Origin of the sequence: Sorangium sp. So ce321, from assembly GCF_051530195.1 — a bacterium.
Classification (GTDB): Bacteria; Myxococcota_A; Polyangia; order Polyangiales; family Polyangiaceae; genus Sorangium.
Map to the genome: position 1 here is coordinate 5,636,061 of NZ_CP150329.1, position 18,978 is coordinate 5,655,038.

18 protein-coding genes are annotated in these 18,978 nt (G+C 72.8%); 3 read left to right on the top strand and 15 right to left on the bottom strand.

What is annotated here, in order from left to right; genetic code table 11:
* Positions 1–391 precede the first annotated feature (391 nt).
* A complete protein-coding gene (minD, locus tag WME89_RS20695) occupies positions 392–1,219 on the top strand; it encodes a septum site-determining protein MinD (protein WP_438010847.1) in 828 nt (275 codons plus the stop codon).
* An 11-nt stretch (positions 1,220–1,230) separates the two neighbouring features.
* Positions 1,231–1,548: a cell division topological specificity factor MinE gene (gene minE, locus WME89_RS20700; RefSeq protein WP_438010848.1), complete on the top strand. Its 318-nt coding sequence runs from the start codon at positions 1,231–1,233 to the stop codon at positions 1,546–1,548.
* 5 nt (positions 1,549–1,553) lie between these two features.
* Here minE and WME89_RS20705 read toward each other — a convergent pair whose 3' ends face one another.
* From WME89_RS20705 to WME89_RS20745, 9 genes are all read right to left on the bottom strand, one after another.
* Entirely contained in the window at positions 1,554–2,495 is a 942-nt protein-coding gene (locus WME89_RS20705) for an SWIM zinc finger family protein (RefSeq protein WP_438010849.1), read from the bottom strand.
* Positions 2,492–5,674, bottom strand: coding sequence for a DEAD/DEAH box helicase (locus WME89_RS20710; RefSeq protein ID WP_438010850.1), 3,183 nt, complete (start codon positions 5,672–5,674; stop codon positions 2,492–2,494). The genes WME89_RS20705 and WME89_RS20710 overlap by 4 nt, the downstream gene beginning before the upstream one ends.
* Before the next feature lie 411 nt (positions 5,675–6,085).
* Positions 6,086–6,463, bottom strand: a complete 378-nt coding sequence (locus tag WME89_RS20715) for a hypothetical protein (protein ID WP_438010851.1) — start codon at positions 6,461–6,463, stop codon at positions 6,086–6,088.
* A gap of 156 nt (positions 6,464–6,619) precedes the next feature.
* Positions 6,620–7,903, bottom strand: coding sequence for a FecR domain-containing protein (locus WME89_RS20720; protein ID WP_438010852.1), 1,284 nt, complete (start codon positions 7,901–7,903; stop codon positions 6,620–6,622).
* Positions 7,894–8,544 (bottom strand): RNA polymerase sigma factor, encoded by a 651-nt coding sequence (locus WME89_RS20725; protein ID WP_438010853.1) that lies wholly within the window; start codon positions 8,542–8,544, stop codon positions 7,894–7,896. Before WME89_RS20725 ends, WME89_RS20720 begins: the two co-directional genes overlap by 10 nt.
* A 401-nt stretch (positions 8,545–8,945) precedes the next feature.
* Positions 8,946–9,659, bottom strand: a complete 714-nt coding sequence (locus WME89_RS20730) for a DUF6796 family protein (protein ID WP_438010854.1) — start codon at positions 9,657–9,659, stop codon at positions 8,946–8,948.
* Positions 9,660–9,768: 109 nt separating this feature from the next.
* Positions 9,769–9,960 (bottom strand): hypothetical protein, encoded by a 192-nt coding sequence (locus WME89_RS20735; protein WP_438010855.1) that lies wholly within the window; start codon positions 9,958–9,960, stop codon positions 9,769–9,771.
* 19 nt (positions 9,961–9,979) lie between these two features.
* A complete protein-coding gene (locus tag WME89_RS20740; protein WP_438010856.1) occupies positions 9,980–10,186 on the bottom strand; it encodes a hypothetical protein in 207 nt (68 codons plus the stop codon).
* A gap of 2 nt (positions 10,187–10,188) precedes the next feature.
* A complete protein-coding gene (locus WME89_RS20745) occupies positions 10,189–11,001 on the bottom strand; it encodes an SAM-dependent methyltransferase (RefSeq protein ID WP_438010857.1) in 813 nt (270 codons plus the stop codon).
* Between the two features lie 302 nt (positions 11,002–11,303).
* Here WME89_RS20745 and WME89_RS20750 point away from each other — a divergent pair, with 302 nt between their 5' ends.
* Positions 11,304–12,287, top strand: coding sequence for an asparaginase (locus WME89_RS20750; protein ID WP_438010858.1), 984 nt, complete (start codon positions 11,304–11,306; stop codon positions 12,285–12,287).
* On the opposite strand, the gene WME89_RS20755 is transcribed toward WME89_RS20750, so the two are convergent.
* The 6 genes from WME89_RS20755 to WME89_RS20780 all read right to left on the bottom strand — a co-directional run bounded on the left by WME89_RS20755 (position 12,255) and on the right by WME89_RS20780 (position 18,778).
* Positions 12,255–13,856, bottom strand: coding sequence for an amidohydrolase family protein (locus WME89_RS20755; RefSeq protein ID WP_438010859.1), 1,602 nt, complete (start codon positions 13,854–13,856; stop codon positions 12,255–12,257). The genes WME89_RS20750 and WME89_RS20755 overlap by 33 nt on opposite strands.
* A gap of 453 nt (positions 13,857–14,309) precedes the next feature.
* Complete coding sequence (locus tag WME89_RS20760) at positions 14,310–14,765, bottom strand: nucleoside deaminase (RefSeq protein ID WP_437931515.1); 456 nt, start codon at positions 14,763–14,765, stop codon at positions 14,310–14,312.
* Positions 14,762–15,811: an ABC transporter substrate-binding protein gene (locus tag WME89_RS20765; protein WP_438010860.1), complete on the bottom strand. Its 1,050-nt coding sequence runs from the start codon at positions 15,809–15,811 to the stop codon at positions 14,762–14,764. Before WME89_RS20765 ends, WME89_RS20760 begins: the two co-directional genes overlap by 4 nt.
* Positions 15,808–16,656, bottom strand: a complete 849-nt coding sequence (locus WME89_RS20770) for an ABC transporter ATP-binding protein (RefSeq protein WP_438010861.1) — start codon at positions 16,654–16,656, stop codon at positions 15,808–15,810. Before WME89_RS20770 ends, WME89_RS20765 begins: the two co-directional genes overlap by 4 nt.
* A complete protein-coding gene (locus WME89_RS20775; RefSeq protein WP_438010862.1) occupies positions 16,653–17,525 on the bottom strand; it encodes an ABC transporter permease in 873 nt (290 codons plus the stop codon). The genes WME89_RS20770 and WME89_RS20775 overlap by 4 nt, the downstream gene beginning before the upstream one ends.
* Before the next feature lie 317 nt (positions 17,526–17,842).
* Entirely contained in the window at positions 17,843–18,778 is a 936-nt protein-coding gene (locus WME89_RS20780) for a PAS domain-containing protein (protein ID WP_438010863.1), read from the bottom strand.
* Positions 18,779–18,978: the final 200 nt, after the last annotated feature.

An 18,978-nucleotide genomic window follows, 5' to 3' on the forward strand; every position in this document is an offset into this window, starting at 1 on the left:
GCCGCAGTATTGCATGGCGGAGCTCGCCGCCGTTCTGGCGCTCACAGGCACGGCGGTCGCGCGGCTCGACCGAACCAGCGACGGGCCGTCTCCACCTCGGGGACCTGGCGTCTCGCGCGCGGCGTACAGCGCGCAGGGCGCGTACCTACATGTAGGTAACTTGGATCTGTTCCTCGCACCGGATTAAGCTCCGAAGTTTCTCCGCGAAAAAGTTGTTCGTTCGGTTCGCGATGACGTACCCAGTCGAGCGCGTCCCCGGCCTCAATGGAATCGGGTGGACGCCGAGCTCCCATCACGTCGACGGCGCCGACTGGACGCCGGGAGGACGGGCATCCGAGCGGGCTCGGCCGTCGGACAGCCACGTCTTTCGAACCATCTAAGGAGGTTTCTGGTGTCAAAGGTAGTCGTCGTCACCTCGGGCAAGGGCGGAGTCGGCAAGACCACCACGACCGCAAACCTCGCGTCCGGTATCGCGGCTCTCGGCTACAAGACCATCGCCATCGATTTCGATGTGGGGTTGCGCAACCTCGACCTCGTGATGGGGTGCGAGCGCCGGGTGGTCTACGATCTCGTCAATGTGATCCGCGGCGAGGCGACGCTCCGCCAGGCGGTGATCAAGGACAAGCGCATCGAGACCCTCTATGTGCTCCCCGCGTCGCAGACGCGGGACAAGGACGCCCTCACGCTCGACGGCGTGGGGCGCATCCTCGACGAGCTGCGCGCCGCTGGATTCGAGTACATCTTCTGCGACTCGCCGGCTGGTATCGAGTGGGGCGCGCAGATGGCGATGTACTTCGCGGACGAGGCGATCGTGGTGACGAACCCCGAGGTCTCCTCGGTGCGGGACTCGGACCGCGTGCTCGGCCTGCTCGACGCGAAGACCCGCCGGGCGGAGCTCGGCGAGGAGCCGATCAAGACGCACCTCCTGCTGACGCGGTACGCGCCGGCGCGCGTGGCCAAGGGCGAGATGCTGGCGCACCAGGACGTGCTGGAGCTCCTCGGCATCCCGCTGCTCGGCGTGATCCCGGAGTCGACGGCGGTGCTCCAGGCGTCGAACGCCGGGACGCCCGTGGTGCTCGACCCGACGAGCGACGCGGCGCAGGCCTACCTCGACGTGGTGCAGCGTTTCCTCGGCGAGGAGCGCCCGCACCGCTTCCTGGAGCCTGTCAAGAAGGGGTTCTTCAGCCGGATTTTTGGCGGCCAGGCGGCGACCGCCTAGGGGGATCTGCCATGTCGATCATGGATTATTTCCGGAAGACGCAGCCGAAGTCGGCGGCCGTGGCGAAGGAGCGTCTGCAGATCATCGTGGCGCGCGAGCGCGTGCGCCCGACCGGCGAGCCAGACTATCTGCCGCGATTGAAGCAGGAGCTGCTCCAGGTCATCTCGAAATACGAGCGGATCGACCTGGATCAGGTGAGCGTGAACGTGGAGCGGAGCGGCGACTGCGACGTGCTCGAGCTGAACGTCGTCCTCTCCGAGTCGGAGAAGGCGGCGGTGCGGGCCGCCGTGGCGACGCGGGCGAGCGCCACGGCCGCGCGGAACTGCTAGCGCTCCTACGGGCGGTGCAGGGGGCGCTCGCGCAGGCCGCCTCTGCGTCCGGGCGCCTCCGCCATCGCGATCTCGCGTGCCCGCTCGGACGCCGCGCGGATCAGCGGGCCGAGGAGCTCGGCTGGCGATCGCTCCTCGCTCCAGCCCGGCGGCTCGCCGAGCTGGGACAGGAGCGCCGCGTGCGCCGCGGGGGGCTCCAGGGCCACGTCGAGCGCCGGCGGCGCCTCGCGCCAGGCATCGAAGTCCCGCGCCGCCATCTTGCCGAGCGTCACCGTCGCGATGGCCGGCGCGTCGCCTGCGCAGGGAGCGCCGGCGCGGGCTCCGGTCCGCTTGCCGGGCGCGCCGGCCCGCGCGGCTCGGAGCGCCTCGATCACCTGCTCGCGCGTGCGCCCGCGGAGCTCGAACAGCAGGAACGGGTCCTTGTCGAGCGCCTCGCCGAGCACGTAGTGGGTTGCCGCGACGTGCTTGCAGGGGTTCACCCAGTCGGGGCACGAGCAGGCGGTGGTGAGGTCCTCGGGCCTCTCCGGGAACAGGCTCGCGCCGGCATTCTGGAACGCGCTGTCCATATCGTCCGGCATCCGGCCCGCGAGGAGCTCCGCCGCGAACTTCGCCCGCTTCGCCATGGCGGCGATCGCCTTCGCCCACGTGGCGTCGTCGAGCCTCGCGAGGGTGAGGATCACCTTGTACGGCTTCGGCTGCGAGCCGGTCACGCGCGCGACCACGAGGCCCGGCTTCACCTCCAGATCGTGCGTCCGCCCGGCGCGCGCGTACGTGCGCCCGCGCGCGAGGCGGCCCGCCTCGTCCGGCGCCATCCGCTCCAGCGCCTCGACCCAGCGTTTGCCCCACCACGTCGTGCCGGCCCGCTTCATCCGGATCCCTCGCGCTGGCGGCGGCGGCTTCGGCCCGGCCTCGCGGCGGAACGGCACCCAGCGCGCCGGCGAGCTCATGTTGACGCCTCCCGCGCGCGCCTCGCGCCCGGCCGCCGGCTCCCGGCGCGCCGCGCCTTTCGCACGCGGTTGTCATCGCCTCGGTCGCCCTCCGGCTCGTCACGGTCGTCCAGCTCGCCCGCGATGGCCACCGCGTCCCGCGACAGCGCGAACAGCTCGCGCAGCGCCGCGTCGTCGAGCTCGGTGATCCACGCCTCACCCTGGCCCACGACCCGCGCCGCCAGATCGCGCTTCTGCTCCAGCATCCGGTCGACCTTCTCCTCCACGGTGCCCGCGCAGACGAGCTTGTGGACCTGCACCGCGCGCCGCTGCCCGATCCGGTGCGCGCGGTCGGTCGCCTGGTCCTCGACCGCGGGGTTCCACCAGCGATCGAAGTGGAACACGTGGCTCGCCGCCGTCAGGTTGAGCCCAGCGCCGCCCGCCTTGACCGAGAGGACGAAGACGCGCGGCCCCCGCGCTTCGTCCTGGAACCGCCGCACCATCTCGTCGCGCGCGAGCCGCGGCGTGCCGCCGTGGAGGAAGGCGACCTCCGTGTCGAGCGCCGAGGCGAGGTGCCGGACCAGCCGGTCGCCCATCTCGCGGAACTGCGTGAACACGAGCGCGCGATCCCCGGCCGCGAGCGCCTCCTCGAGCATCTCGGTGAGGCGCGCGAGCTTGCCGGACCGGCCCGCGAGCGGCCCCGCCTCCCCGAGGCACTGCGCGGGGTGGTTGCAGATCTGCTTGAGCATCGTCAGGAGCGCGAGCACGAGCCCGCGCCGGGCCATGCCCTCGGCCTCCTCGATGCGGCGCATCGCCTCGTCGAGCGCCGCCTGGTAGAGCGTCACCTGCTCGCGCGTGAGCGTGCAGTAGACCCTGGCCTCGTCCTTCGGCGGGAGGTCGCCGGCCACGGCGGGGTCGGTCTTCACGCGCCGCAGCAAGAACGGCCCGACGACGCGCCGGAGCCGCTCCGCCGCCTCGCGGTTGCCGTACCGCTCGATGGGCACGGCGTAGGCGCGCCGGAACGCCTCCAGGGGGCCGAGCAGACCGGGGTTCGCGAACTCGAGGATCGACCAGAGCTCGGCCAGCCGGTTCTCGACGGGCGTGCCGGTGAGCGCGAAGCGGTGCGAGGCGCGGAGCGCGCGCGCGGCGCTGGCGGTGCGCGACGCGGCGTTCTTGATGTTCTGGGCCTCGTCCAGCACGACCGCCGCCCAGTCCACCCCGGCGAGCATCGCGGCGTCCCGGCGCAAGAGGCTGTACGTGGTGATGACGAGCGCGCCGTGCGCGGCGCGAGCGCCGTTCGGGCCGCCAGCGCCGCCCGCGCGGCCGTCGTCGTCTGCATAGCCGTTGTCGTTCGCCGCGCCGCCCGCCGCGCCGTCGCCGCCGTACGCGCGCGCCGCGAGCTCCTCGGCGGAGCGGGCGCGCCCCTCGCCGAAGTGCCGCACGAGGGGCAGGGCAGGGGCGAAGCGCGCCGCTTCCCGCTCCCAGTTGCCCACGACCGACGTCGGCGCGACGAGCAGCGTCGGGCGCGCGTCGCCGGGCGCGGCCGACCGCCGTCCGACCAGAAACGCGAGGAGCTGCACGGTCTTGCCGAGGCCCATGTCGTCGGCGAGGCACGCGCCCAGGCCGAGGCCGGCCATCGTCTGCAGCCAGGCGACGCCGCGCGCCTGGTACGGGCGCAGCGTCCCCGCGAACCCCTCCGGCGGCGCGGCGGCGCGCTCCGCGCCCGAGCGCAGCCGCGCGATCGCCTGCGCGAGCGCCCCCTCGGCGACCACGGAGACGGCCACGCCGTCGACCTGGGCCTCGCCCGCGAGCGCGACCTCCAGCGCCTCGCGCGTCGGGACGCGCCCGCCGCCGGCCTCGAGGCGCCGCTGGATCTCGGCGAGCTCCTCGGGGACCACGACGATCCACGCCCCGCGGTGCCGGACGAGCGGCGACTTCTGCCGCGCGAGCGCGGCGAGCTCGCGCGCCGAGAGCGCCTCGTCGCCGAGCGCCGCTTCCCACCGGAAGTCGAGCGCCTCGTCCAGGCCGAGCCCGGCGCTGCCGGCGACGACGCCGGCGGCGCGGCGCGTGGCGCCGACGCGCATGCGGAGGCGCAGGCGGCGCTGCCCTGACCCGAGGAGCTCGGCCGGCACGATCACGCCGAGCCCGGCCTCGCCCAGCGCCGGGGCGGCCTGCGCGAGGAACGCCCACGCCTCCGCGGGATCGAGGGCCACGCGCTCCGGCTTCGCCTCGCCGAGGGCGCGCCCGATCGGCGGGAACAGCCGCGCCGCGGTGCCGAGCGCGCCGAGGAGCGCCTCCTGCGGGTCGGAGAACGCGCGCCCGAGCGCCTTCAGCGTGCGCCCCCTGGCCTTCCACACGTCGGCGGCGGGCACGAGCAGGCTCGGATCGTCCGTGGCTTGCAGCAGGAACCCGAGCGCGAAGCCGCGGTCTCCCTCCGGCAGCTCCAGCCGGAAGCAGGCGCGCAGCGCGTCGCAGGCGCCGAGGGCCGGCCGGACCCAGGCGTCGAGGTCGGCCGCGAGCGCGCGCTCGGCGAGCCCCTCCGTGGCGAAGGAGCGCCGGTCGCCCGTCAAGGCGAGGACCAGCCGGTGTTCCCAGGGCGCGCGCGCCGGTCGCTGCGGCGGCTTCGGGGGGTTCGTCGCGCTGCCGCGCGCGAGCGCGTCGGCCACGGCGTCCAGGAAGGCGCGCAGCAGGGCCTCGGCGGACCAGACCTCCGGGGCGGAGGTCGCCCGAGGGCGCCCGCGCCCCGCGGCGGCCGGCTCGGCGTGCGCGGCCGCAGGCACCGCGTGCGCGGCGGGCGGCATCGCGCGGGCGAGCGCCGCGACGCGCGCGGCGTCCTCCGGGGCGGCGAGCGACACCGCCCAGCGCGCTTCCACGCCGCCGCCGCCGCCGTCGCCGGGCGTGACGCGGGGCACGACCCGCTCGCGCACCACGAGGTCGAGCGCCAGCTTGCTCGCCAGGCTCCACGCGGCGACCGACGGCGGCGCCCGCCCGAGGTCGTCCCGGGCCATCCTGGCGAGCGCGGCGACGCCGTCGAGCAGCGGGGCGGCCTCGCCCGCCCTCCGCTCGACCCGGCCCGCCTCGGACACCACGATCGCCTCCGCCGGGGTGGTCGCGCCGAGCCACCGGGCCGCGAGCCGGTCAGCGTCGGTGTCGCCCCGGAAGAACAACCGGACATCGTCGGGCAAAAAGACGAGCGGCATCGGCGCGTCACTTCATTGCACAACCGACGGAGAGGAAAAGGGACTTCGCACGTCGCGATGTCGAAAAACCGATGGACCGGACAGGAGCGCACCCGTCGACATCGTCTCTGCGACCCTGTGACCCTTTGCAAAACGATGTCTCGGTTTGCCAGTTTATTTTGGAAACCCTGGTGCCCAACCGACTCGACGCCAGGGATCGTGGAAAACAACATGGCTCAAGGGAATGTGTGATGCGTGGGGTGTTGCTCGATCGGCAGTCCGCCGCTGTCGCGCTGAGCCAGCGCGGCTCGGTCCGGTCGCTCCTGCCGGGGCGACGCCCTCGGCGTCACGCGCCGCCCTGAACCGGCTCGCTGACCGCCGCTCCCATGACGATCGCATGGCCATCGGCATCCAGGGTGTCGTGCCGGCGGCTCACCGCTCGACGACGACGCCGAGCGAGAGCGACGCGAGCGGGCTGAAGGTCGAGGTCACCCGTCCCACGAACCGGATGTCGACGGGCGGGATCGCCGCGCCGCCGAGCGCGCCCGCGGTGAGAGCCAGGGAATCGATGAGCCGGAAACGCGCCTCGGCTCGGCCATACACGATCGCGGTGAACGTGGACTCGTCGCTGTCGACGTAGGGCGGATCGGCGTCTCCGGACGCGCTCACGTGGCCGAGACCCAGGCCGGGGGAGAGGACGAGCCCGACACGACCGCTCCTCGAGACGGGCGCGAGGACGAGCTCGGCGCCGAGGAGCGTGGAGCGAAAGCGGACTTCACCTTCCGGCGCGTCGATCGTCGGGCCGACCACCGGCACGTCCGCCAGGAGCCCGACACCGACCCGGGCCGAGGGCCAGATCCGGAGCGAGGCGTCGAGCGCCAGCGACGCGCCCGGCGCCTACGGCGCGCGGTGCCGGCGAGCTCCGCCGGGGCCGGGCCGCCTCCCGTGACCTCCGCGGGCGCAGGCTCAATCGGCCCCGCCGGCGAGCGTCGCCGCGAGCCCGGCGTGGGCGCCGTTCGGGTAGGCCGCGAGGTAGCGCGCGGCGAGCTCCCGGGCGCGCGCGTGGAGCTTCAGGTTCCTCGCGCACTCCAGGGAGCGGCCGAGCGCCTCGGGCGCGAGGGCGCCCCGGGGCCGCTCCGCGAGGTACACGGCGAACCAGCGCTCGGCCTCCGCCCACGCGCCGCGCCCGTCGAACGCCATGCGGCCGAGGTGGTACGCCGCCGCGGCCGCCGCGTCGCTCCCGGCGAACCGCTGGCGCGCCGCCTCGTAGAACCGGGCCGCGACGTCCGGCTTGCGCGAAAACCGCGCCGCAGATCCGAGATCGACCAGCTCCGCGCCGCTGGCGCGCCCGAGCACCGTGTCGATGCCCAGGAGCTCCACGTCCGCGAGCGCCTCGCCGAGCTTCCCCGCGGCGAGGTGCGCGCGCCAGCTGCCGGAGGGAGCCTCGGCCGGGGGCGCCCCCGCGCGGACCGGCGGCGGGGGAAGCGGAGCGGGCGCCGCGGCGCTCGCGCCCGGGAGGAGGGCGGGGGGCGGAGCGGGCGGGCTCGCCTCCGGAGCGATCGCCGGGGGCGGAGCCTGCGGCGCGGCGGCGCGCGGGGCCGCGCACGTCAGCCGTACCGACCCGGGGGCGGCGACGGCGCGCCCCGGCGGCTCGACGCAGGGGCCGAGGACGCGCACCCGGCCGGCGATCATCGAGACCGCGAGCTCCTCGGCCTCCGTGTCCCACGTGACGTCGAACTCCGTGCCGATCACGTGGACCTCGAACGGCCCCCCCGCCACCACCCACCGGGTGTCGCCGCGGTGCACGACGCGCACGTGCAGCGAGCCGCGCTCCAGGAGGACGCCCGCGCCCAGCGGGCCGACCTCGGTCACGCGGGCGCGCGTCCCCGGCGCGAGGTCCACGCGCGACCCATCCGAGAAGTCGAGCCCGACCTGCGACGCATCCGCGGCCACCCACCGGCCGAGGGCGCCCGGCGAGCCTTCGACCCGGTAGGTCAACGGGTCGCCCGGCCGCGGCAGCGCGAACGCGAAGACGAGCGCGAAGGCGGCGGCGCACGCCGCCGCGAGCGCGATCCCCAGCCGCCGCCGGGAGGGAGCCGCCCTCCCGCGCAGCGAGAGCGCGGCCTCCTTGCGGTAGATCCCCTGGAGCCGTTCCTCGGCCGGGGGCCGCGCCAGCCGCTCGAGCGCGGCGTCCTGGTGCGCGGCGACCCGGCGCCCCAGGGCCGCGACGTCCTTGGTCCTCACGTCCATCGGTCGCCCTCCGCGAGCCAGGTGGCAAGCACGTCGTCCTTCTTGCAGCGCTCGACGAACGCGAGCTCCGCGCGGTGGAGCCGGCGCTTGACGGTCGCCAGCGACACGTCGCACGCGGCGGCCACGTCGGCGAGCTCCTGGCCCTCGACGAACCGCAGCGTGAAGGCCAGCCGCTCGTCGGGGTCGAGCGTCTCCAGCGCGCGGTAGAAGGCGCGCACGCCCTGCCGGGCCTCTGGATCGACGCTGGCCGAGATCTCCGGCAGCTCGTCGCTCGCGAAGAACGCGAGCCAGCGGTGCCGCCGCCTCTTGCGGATCGCCTCGCGCGCGACGAACACGGTGACGCTCATGAGGAAGGGCTTCAGCGCCTCGGGCTCGCGCACGTCGTCGATGCGGGAGAACACCCGGGCGAACACGTCCTGCACCAGGTCCTCCAGGCTCCGGACGTCGCCCAGGATGCGAAACAGCATCCGCTCGACGAGCCCCGCGTACGCGTCGACCAGGCGGCGCTCCGCCGCGGGATTCCGGGCGTGCAGGCCACACAGGAAGTCGAGCGAGGCGGGGTGCGCGTCGGCAGGGCGCGGCGCGTCGGCAGGGCGCGGCGCTGGACGGGGCTTTCGGACGATGCGGAGGTGCACGGACATGCCGGTAGCCCTCTAGATGGCCGGACCCCGCCGCGGCGGCTCATCCCGGGCGAGCCGCGTCGCCCTGAGCCATGGGCGGCCGCCTGCGCCGGGCCGCTCTGGCTCGCCCCTGGATCGTTTGCACGGTCGGGTGCAAGCCCCCGGGGGCGGGGCGGGCGCAGATTCACCGCACGACCGGGCAGGACAAGGGGGGCCTTCGCCCATCGTGAGGTGAAAGAGCGATTGGCCGGACGGGAGTGAACCCTTTGAACCGCCATCGAGGCCCATTCCGTAGCCACGACACTGTCGTCCTCGGCGTCCTCTACGCCCTTGATCCTTGACGGTCCTCACCACCCCGATCACCGCGCCGGCCACGCCCGAGCCCCGCGCTGGCGCGAAGCTCGGCGCCTGTTCTGCCGTCGCTACCAGAGCGTCGCCGTGGTCAGCGCGAAGAAGATCACGTAGGCGATGTTGAACCCCGCGCCCTCGGTGCAGTCCCGCGCCCGCTGCGGCAGCGCCCGCTTCGCCCCGAGCCAGGCCAGCGTCGCCACGACCGGGTTCACCGCGGCCATCCAGGCGGGGAAGGCGGTGCGCCCGCTCGCCACCACGGCCGAGAACCAGAACGAGGCGACGAGGGTGCAGAGGAAGATGACCGCATACCCGAGCTGCATCACGCCGTGCTGGCGCTGCAAGCTGCGGAAGAGCGCCTCGCGGGTAGGGCCGCCGGCGCGGAGCGCCTGCGCGGTCTCGCCCAGGTAGATGAACGAGCCGTGGACGAACGGGCCGATCGCGATCGCGTACGCGAACAGCAGCGCCGGCGGCAGCGCCCACGCGACGCCCGCCGGGCGGAGCCCCTGGTAGATCTGGAAGACGCCCGCGAGCACCAGCGGCGCCGCGAACACGCCGAGGAGCCCGCCCCAGATCAGCCGCCTCGGCGGCAGGATGGAGAGGTTGGCCAGGAGCGCCGCGCGCCGCCGCAGCTCAGGGCGCGACACCGTGTCGATCGCCAGCGGGGCGCCGCTGGTCGGGCCGACCTTCGGCGCGAGCAACAGCACGTCGCCGACCGCGTAGATCAACGATCCCAGGGCGGCGGATACACCGCTGATACGAACGAACGGGAGGACGTCACTATCCATCGGGGATCTCGCTCGCAGAGGCGCCATTCCGGCGCGACCTGCGGGAGCTGCAAGCATGCGTAGGGAAGGGGAGCACCGACCGCGGCAGTCTAGTATCGCGCGTCAGAAATCACGCCAGGGATTCCTGACGCGCGATAGCGCCGATCGTGACACGTCGGCGTGACGTGATCGTTTCCGCGGGGGTGTGATCTTCGAGCAGGACCGGAATTTGCGCGTCGCGCCCGGCGCCGGGGATATCGAGCACGTCGAGCGCGTCGAGCGCGCGTCGTGGCCGGTCGGGGTGGCCGCGCGCGCTCTCCACGCTCCAGCGGAGGACGTGTCTAGGGCTGCCAGATGCAGGCGCAGCGCTCATAGCGGTCGCTCGATGCGCCGCTCGCGAGCTCCGCGAGCGCTTCACGCGTGAGCGCCGCCTGCTCGTCGGGGCCGAGCCCGGCGGCCGCGGCCACGCCCGCGGGATCCTGGGCGTATGCCAGCTGCTGGAAGGGGTCGACGCTCAGCTCGGTGAGAAACTCGTAAATACGATCCATGGTCATTCCTCGATGATGTTGTCTGAATGCAGCGCAGTGGGGTCGATGCCGAGCGTCGCCATCATGGCGTCGTCCAGGGGGGCAGGGCTGACGGCGGGGATGTAGAGCGTGGAGACCTCCGATACGGCCGTCGCCGGGAGCTCTGCCAGCGTGACGCGTGACGCCCGCGGCGGCTCGATGGGCAGCACGGAAGCCTCGTAAACGACGACCTCGTGCGACGCCGGGAATCGGGTCGTCACCACGTCGCAGAGCACCCGGAGCCCGCGCTGGATGCGGCCGGCGTCGGCGGCGTCGAAGAAGCCCGTGTTGCCGATCACCCCGATCTGGCAGAGCACGAGCGGCGTATGGATGTCGAACGGCCGCCGCCTCACCAGGAAATCGGTCGCCTCGTAGATCTGGCAACCATCGCGCGCTGGATCCACGCCAAGGTCCGCATACATGCAGTCGAGGAACGAGACGCCGGGCGCCATCTGCGCCGGATACCCGGCGCGGCGAGCCTCCTGGATGGCCGCGTGCGCGGCGCGGACCAGCACACCCGGGTGGCCATAGAACACCGCACATACCCGCAGCCCTTCACGGAGCGGGGCCAGGATGCGCCGGATCATCTCGGCATAGATGTCGCGCCGCGGCCCCTTTCCCGTCGCGTATGGCAGCGACTCGGCCGTCGGCTTCAGGCTCCGGATCCAGCGCGCGTTCCAGGGATCGGCGACCGCGAAGAGCACCCGGTCGGCCTGCTCGATCGCCCGGCGCGCCGCGAGCGTCATCTGGCCGCCCCACTGGATCCCGGTGCCCACGATGATCAGGGAGCCGCCCATCGTTCCCGAGCATACTACGCTCCTCGGGTCAGACCAACGCGCCCGGACCCAGGTTCGTCGCGACCCGACCCGAGCGCAGCCGAGACCTGACCCGGGTCGGGTTGCACAGCCGTGATCCGTTCTGCGACCCGGCTCGGGTCGCAGCCCGTGTGGGCTAGCAGACCGCGCGGAGCCGATCATGGGGCTTCGCACAGGATCGGCATGACCCAGGTGAGCAGCTCGTCCGCGAGAGGCCGGGGGGCGCGACGTAGTAAGGTGCGCCGCGCCGTTCGCCGGCGCCCCCCTCGACCCGGAGCCACCCCATGCCTCGCGTTCACCTCGTCACCACCGGCGGCACCATCGCGAGCCGCGTCGACCCGCAGACCGGCGCCGCCGTGCCCGCCGTGCGCGCGGAGGAGCTCGTCGCCAGCGTGCCCGCGCTCGGCCGCGTCGCCGAGATCGCGGTCACCGAGCACTGCCTCGAGAGCAGCTGGAACCTCGGCCCGGACAGGATCGCGGCGCTCGCGCGCGTCGCGCGCGACCTGCAGGCCGACCCCGCGGTGACCGGCGTCGTCGTCACCCACGGCACCGACACCCTGGAGGAGACCGCCTTCGCGCTCGACCTGCTGCTCGACGGCGACACCCCGGTGGTGCTCACCGGCGCGATGCGCGACGCGAGCACGGCGGGCACCGACGGCCCGCGCAACCTCGTCTCCGCGGCCAGGGTGGCGATCGATCCCGCGGCGCGCGGGCTCGGCGTGCTCGTCGCGATGAACGACGAGATCCACGCCGCCCGGTGCGCGATGAAGACCCACACGACCGCGCTCGGCACGTTCGCCTCGCCGGGCGCGGGGCCGCTCGGCTCTGTCGACGGCGAGGGCGTGCGCATCCACGCGCGCCCCGCGCGGACGCCGACCTTGCCGCTCGCCGACCCCGAGCCGCGCGTCTACCTGGTCAAGATGGCCGCCGGGATGGACGACCTCCTCCTGCGCGCGCTCCTGGAAGCCGGGGCGCGCGGGGTGGTGATCGAGGGCTCTGGCGCGGGGAACGTCTGCGGGAGCTGGGAAGGGGTGATCCGTGCGCTGGTGCAGGCCGGCACCCCGGTGGTGCTGACCTCGCGCTGCCCCGGCGGCCGGGTCACGCCGACGTACGGCGCGCCCGGCGGCGGGCGGCGGCTCCGCGAGCTCGGGGTGATCCCCGCGGGCGCGCTCTCGGGGCCGAAGGCGAGGCTCGCGCTGATGTTCGCGCTGGGCGCCGGGCTCGACCCCGGGGGCCTACGCGCTTATCTCGACCGGTTTGCCGGCTGAGCCGTCGGCCCGCGGCTGCGGGGCGCGCCGCTCGTCGCTGGAGCCGTGCGCCGCCGCCTGCCGCCTGAGCTTCTCCTCGACGCGGGTGCCCTTGAAGAAGCTCGCGTTGGCCTCGGTGTAGAGCTTGTACGGGTTCTCGAAGACATAGGCCTTGAAGTCCTCGGCGCTGAGGACGCCCTCCTCCACGAGGTGCCAGCTCTCCGCGAGCGCCTCGGTGAGGTCGGGGACGTCCCAGTGGCCGACGTCGGAGGAGTAGATGGCGTTGATCTTCGCGCCGAGCGGGTTCGCCTTGCTGTTGAAGGCGGAGGCGATGGTGCGGTCGTCCGACTCGGACCCGAAGAAGAAGTTGTTCACCCAGCGGTCGCGGATGTCCTCCACCTTCTCGATGCCGGCCGCCGCGAAGTCGTTGCGGTACTCCGGCGCCGGCTGGCGCGCGTCGCTCGTGTACCCGGCGCCCAGCGTGTCGGCGATGAGCTGCTCGCCCTCCGTGGAGCGGCCCCTCACGAGATCGCTGCCGTACCGCCGGAACAGCTCGGCCAGGAGCGCGCGGTCGGTCGCCGCCGGGTCGTAGTGCTTCAGGCCCTCCGGGCCGCGCTTCTGGAAGCGGTCCACGAGGTGGATGTAGACCCGCGCGCCCCAGTCCGCGCCGCCCTCGAGCATGCCGATGCGCAGCCCCGGGAAGCGGCGGGTGACGCCGCCGAAGAACAGCGCCTTGGCGAACGCCTCCGAGCCATCGGCGAAGTGGCCGATGTGGTTGTTCATGTAGTTGCTGATCGACGAGCGCCCCGTCCAGCCCTGGCTCCCGTAATGGGTGAGCACAGGGACGCCGAGCTCGACCACCTTGGCCCAGAAAGGATCGTAATCGTGCTCGCTGTCGATGCCGTAGAAATCGATGTACGTCGCGTACTTGGCGATCTCCGGGTGCTGGTCCGCCGGGTACTTCTCCGCGATCGCCTTGATCGGCCGGCGCACGCCGCCGGCGATGTTGATCGCCTTGAGCCCGAGCTTCTTGACGGCGAACTCCAGCTCCTCGATGCCCTCCTGCGGCGTGTTCAGCGGTATGCCGGCGACCGGCGTGAGGCGGTCGCTGTACTTGCGGAACAGGTCCGCGTGGTAATGGTTGATCGCGCGCTGGAGCGCCTGCCGCGCGCCCGGGTCCTTCACCGCGAGCGGCGCGAGGGTGTTGTTCGGGAACAGCACCGAGTAGTCGGAGCCCTGCTCCTCGAGGCGCTCGGCGAGCAGCGACGGGAGGTGGTATGTCGCCACGTCGAGCGTGTTGCGCGTCACCCGCGCCCACCACGGAGACCTCACGGTGCGGTAGTGCTGCCGCTCCTCCGGCGTCTGCGTGTACCAGTCCTTGCCGCTGCTGTTCTCGGCGTTGCGGCGGCGCGAGCTCATCGCCTTGCGCAGATCGTCGACGAGCTTGGCGCCCCCGTACGTGGCGACGAAGTCCTCCAGCGCCGGCGTGTAATCGTTGGTGTGGATGTCCGTGTCGATGACGGGGTAATCGAGCTTTTCCTTGACCGCCACGGAGGGCGAGGCCTTGAGACGAGCGATACGGTCAGTCATGAAAGACTCCGGAGAGGGTAGGGGCGCGCCGCTGAGGCATCCCCTTGAATTCATCGGAAAATTCACAGGGAGGCGGGGAGACGGGGAGTAAAATCTTCAAAATACTCCCTGTCTCCCCGCCTCCCTGTTCAATTTCTCCGCTGAAAAGGGCTGCAAATGAGGGGATTCCTCGGGGCGCGCCGAGGTCGCCGTGGAACAACGATTGGCCGTGCTGGCGCGCAGCACACTGCAACACGCGTGCCCCCGGCGCGCTCGCCCCCCGACTCCCGCCCTGACTCTCGATTTCAGCGCCGCTCCGGCGCTCGCGCTCCGCGCCGCGCGGCGCTCGCCCCCCCGCGCGCTGCACGGATCCGAGCAGCGCTCCAGCGCTGTTGCTGCCTCAGCAGCAGCGCTGGAGCGCCCGGGCCCGCGGCGAGGCGGCCGGAGCCTGCCCGCGTGGGCCGTCGAGCGCCGCTATGCCTTGCCGAACAGCGCGAGGCACTGGTCGTCGAGGACGCCGCCGACGAGATCGACCGGCGCGCCGGAGCGCTCGTTCATCCACTGCGCGGGGACCGCCAGCTCGCGCTGCGCGCCGCCGGTCGCCTCCGTGACCTCCGCCATCGTGCAGCCGAAGACGATGCGGCTGATCCGGGCGAGCCAGGCCGCGGTGAAGCACATCGGGCACGGCTCGACGGTCGTGTACAGCGTGTACCCCTGCAAGTCCGGCCCGACGGCCGCGCAGGCGCGGCGAACGGCGCCCACCTCGGCGTGCCACGTGAAGTCGCGCTGGGCGTTCACCTCGTCGGTCGCCTCGGCCACGACCGTGCCGTCCGGGGCGGCCACCAGGGCGCCGAACGGCGGCTCGCCGGCCTTCATCGCGCCGCGCGCGAGCTCCAGCGCGCGCCCCATGAGCTCCTCGTCACGCTTCATCGGACGAGCCTCGCGTCGAACATCGACGCCGGCGCGGGCGCCTTCTTGACGAGCTTCGACTGGACCGCGAAGTCGACCACGGACTTCATCGAGGCGTAGACGGGGCCGGCTGCCTCCGCCGAGCCGAAGAGCCGCTTGTTGTCGGCGAGGTCGTAGATCTTGTCGCCGGCCAGCATGCCCTTCACGTCCTCGGGCGAGGCGTTCAGGTACTTGCCGATGATCGGGTACGCCTTGTCGGGCTCGCTGCGCAGCGTCTGGACCCCGCGGTCGACGGCGACGAGGAACTTCGTATAGGCGCCGCTCCCCGCCTCCAGCGTGGACTTGTGCACGACCACCGAGTTCGTGATGGTGTCGGGCATGCTGGCGCTCGTGAAGATCACGTGGCCGCCGCTCTTCGTCGCCTTGGTGATCCACGGCTCCCAGGTGACCGCGGCGTCGACCTTCCCGGCGACGAACGCCGCCCCGGCGTCGTCGGCGCTCATGCTCGTGATCTTCACCGCGTCCGGGCTGACCCCGCTCTTCTCGAGCCCGAAGAGGAAGAGCATGTGGTTCACCTCGCCGAGCGTGAGGGCGACCGTCTTGCCCTTCAGCTCGGCCATCGATGAGATGCTGTCCTTCGCCACGACGGCGTCCGCGCCGTTCGAGCTGTCGACCAGCGCGATGGCCACCACGTCGGTCTCGCTGTTGCCGTTCAGCACGGCGAGGTTCTGCAGGGTCGTGAGGCCCATGTCGAGCTGGCTGGAGGCCAGCGCCGCGAGCGTGTCCCCGGGGTTCGAGAACGGCTTGAGCGCCACGTCGAGCCCGGCCTGCTTGAAGTAGCCGAGCTCGTTCGCGACGAAGACGCCCGAGTAGCCGATCCACAGGTCGTGACCCACGGTGAGCTTCGCGGGCTCGGCGGGCGGCGCCGCGGCCCCCGCGCGCTCGCCCGCCGCGGGGGCGGCGGAGGGCGCCTGGTCCGGCCCAACGTCCCGCTTCGAGCAGCCCACGGAGAGGACGAGGCAGGCGAGCGCCGCCCCGAGCTCCTGCAAGACGGTCCTTCGTTTCATGATCCCCCTTCTGTTCGTGTGTTGGTGAGGCCGAGGAGCAGGCGATCGCGCTGCGTCGCCGAGCGCGGGCGCCCGCGCAAGAGCGCCAGGATCTCGCGCTTCTGGTGCAGGAAAGCCTCGTCGAGCTTGAGCTCCGACGAGCGCGCCGCGCGCGCGAACGTCACATCGAGGCTGGCCAGGACGCGGCCCGGCCGTTCGGAGAAGACTACGACGCGATCGGACAGGAGCAGGGCCTCGTCCACGTCGTGCGTGACGAAGAGCGTCGTGATCCGGCGGCGCTGGATGAGGTGGAGCAGGAGCTCCTGCATCTGCTCGCGCGTCTGGGCGTCGAGCGCGCCGAACGGCTCGTCCATCAGCAGCACCTCGGGCTGCCCGACGAGCGCCCGCGCGAGGGCGGCGCGCTGCTGCATGCCGCCGCTCAGCTCGGCGGGGTAGCTGTCCCGGAAGTCCCAGAGCCCGACGAGGCGCAGCAGCCCCTCGACCTGGCCCGCCTGCCGGTCGGCGTCGCCCGCGCCCCCGCGCGCGCGGCGGTGCTGCGCCAGGGTCAGCGGGAAGCGGACGTTCTCGCGCACGCTCAGCCAGGGGAACAGCGTCTGCTGCTGGAACATCAGGCCGAGCTCGGCGCCGGGGCCGCGGACGCGCTCACCGTCGAGGTCGACGGTCCCGACCGTGGCCGGCTCGAGCCCGGCGACGATGTGCAGGAGCGTCGACTTGCCGCACCCGGAGGGGCCCACGAGGCTGATGAACTCGCCCTCGCGGACATCCATGTCGAGCGGGCAGAGCGCGTTCGTCTCGCCGCGTTCACCGGAGTACGACTTGCCGACGCCGCGCAGCGACAGCTTCATGTCGCGCCCCCCCGCGCCCAGCGGAAGAGCCGGCGAGAGGCCGCGCGGAACACCCAGTCGAGCCCGAGGCCGAGGAGCCCCAGCACGAGCAGGTAGGCGTAGATGCTCGGCGTCTGGAGGAAGCGGTAAAAGCGCAGGACGCGGAAGCCGAGGCCCTCGGTCGCCGCCACGAGCTCCGCGACGACGACGTAGCTCCACGCCCAGCCGTTGCACATGCGCAGCGCGGACCAGATCCCGGGGAGGGCGGCCGGCGTGAGGACGCGCCAGACGATCTCGCGCCGCGTCGCCCCCAGGCTCTGGCTGATCTTCACGAGGGGCGCCGGGACCCGCCGCACCTCGTCCGCGGTCATCAGCAGCAGCTGAAAGAAGGTGCCCAGGAACACGAGGAGGACCTTCGCGCCCTCGCCGATGCCGGCCGCGATCATGACCAGCGGGATCAGCGCCGGCACCGGGACGTAGCGGAGGAAATCGGCCGGCGGCTCGAGCAGCGCGGCGATCGAGCGGAAGGCGCCGGCGAGCACGCCGAGGGGGACGGCCAGGACCGCGGCGGCCGCGAACCCCGCCGTGACCCGCAGGAAGCTGTGCTGGACGTCGATCCACAGCTCCCTCGAGGCGAGCGCGTCGGCCGTGGCGCGCGCGATGCTCGCGAGCGTGGGGACGATCGCGGCGGCCTGGCCGCTCCGGTCCGGGAGCCACGCGTAGGCCGCGACCATCAGCAGAAAGCTCGCGGCGCCGAGGACGAGGCGCGCCCGGCCGGGGATGGCGCGGCCCAGCGCGAGCCAGCGGGGCGGCGCCTGTCCGCACTGGCGCGTCGGCGCGCGCAGGTTCGAGTCGACGAGCATCCGCGTGAAGGCCTCCGTGCCTTCCATCGTGAACTTCTTTCGAGACAGACCGAGCCGGACAGGAGGGGAGCTGACCCCAAGGTGGGTTGACGTCGGTGCCTGTGCAGCAGGCGCTCGACTGGCCTGCATCAGGATGCTCCGGATATCGATGTCATCAGCCGCGAGACGGACCGTCAAGCGGGATCCTCTGGCGCGCGACGGCGCGGGCGAGCCCACCGCCGCGCATGTCTGCGCCTCGGGTCGCGCAGCCTGGGTGAGTGTGCGAGGAGGAGGGGAGTCGACTCCAGCCGGTGCGGGCGCGCGTGGCGCGGAGCGCGGGTGATGCCCGCGGCGCCGCCCGTCGCCTACCGGAGCGTCATGGATCGGGGGCGGGCCCTGGCCCGGCGCCGCGACATCGCGTAGCGCACGCCGGCCCGGAGGTCTCGCAGGAGGATGAGCTCCTCCAGCGCCTCGCCGGTGCTCGCCAGCGAGCCCGCGGTGGCCGCGGACATGCCGACGAGGACGCACTGCGCGCCGAGCAGGGTCGCCGCCTGCACCGTGCGCAGGAGGTGGCACGCGATCGCGCTGTCGATCAGCGGGACGCCGGTGAGATCGATGATCACGAACTCGGCGTTGTGGCGCTCCACGCCTTGCAGGAGCGTCGTCATGAGCTGGCTGCTCCGCGCCGAGTCGAGGTGACCCACGATCGGCAGGACGAGGACCCCGTGGTCGATCGGCAGGAGCGGCGTCGACAGCGCGGTGATCGTCTCGAGCAGGCGCCACTGGCTGGCGAGGAGATCGGACTCGGTGCGTCGCAGCGCCTCTTCCATCCGCTTCCGCGCGGTCATGTCGACGACGACGCCCACCATCCCGATCACCCGCCCGTCCGCGTCACGGAAGGGGACGTTGTTCTCCAGGGTCCACCCGTCGCTCCCGTCCTCGAGCCGCCACCGGAGCTCGACGTTCAGCCTGGGGGTCCCGTCCGCCATGATGGCCTCGTCGTTGTCGTGGTAGCTGCGCGCCACCTCGGGGACGAAGATGTCCTCGTCGCGCTTGCCGATGATCCTGTCGGCCGAGATGCGGTAGTGCTCGGCGTATGCCTTGTTGACGGCGAGGTACCGGTGATCTCGATCCTTGAAGAAGACCATCGCCGGGATCGCGTCGAGCAGCGCGATCTGGCCGGAGGGCTCCACGGAGAAGAACCTGGACAGCAGCGCGTCTCCCCGGTCGACCTGCATCTCGTCGCGCCGCTTCTCCTGGTCCAGCCGCGCCTCGGCCAGCTCCTGCTCCAGCTCTGCCACGCGCCTTCGAAGCGCGACCATCTGCTCGCCAGGGGGAATCTCGTTCTCTGGGTCCGGCTGCATTCAGGGTACCGTGCCTGTTAGCTTTGTCACATCTACCCGAGGATGGTTCCAGGCGCAACGCTCGTCGGCACGGTCGTGTCGAGACTGCGAGCGTCCTCGCGCCGGGCGGCCGAGCGCGGGCGGTGGCGCGCGAGCGC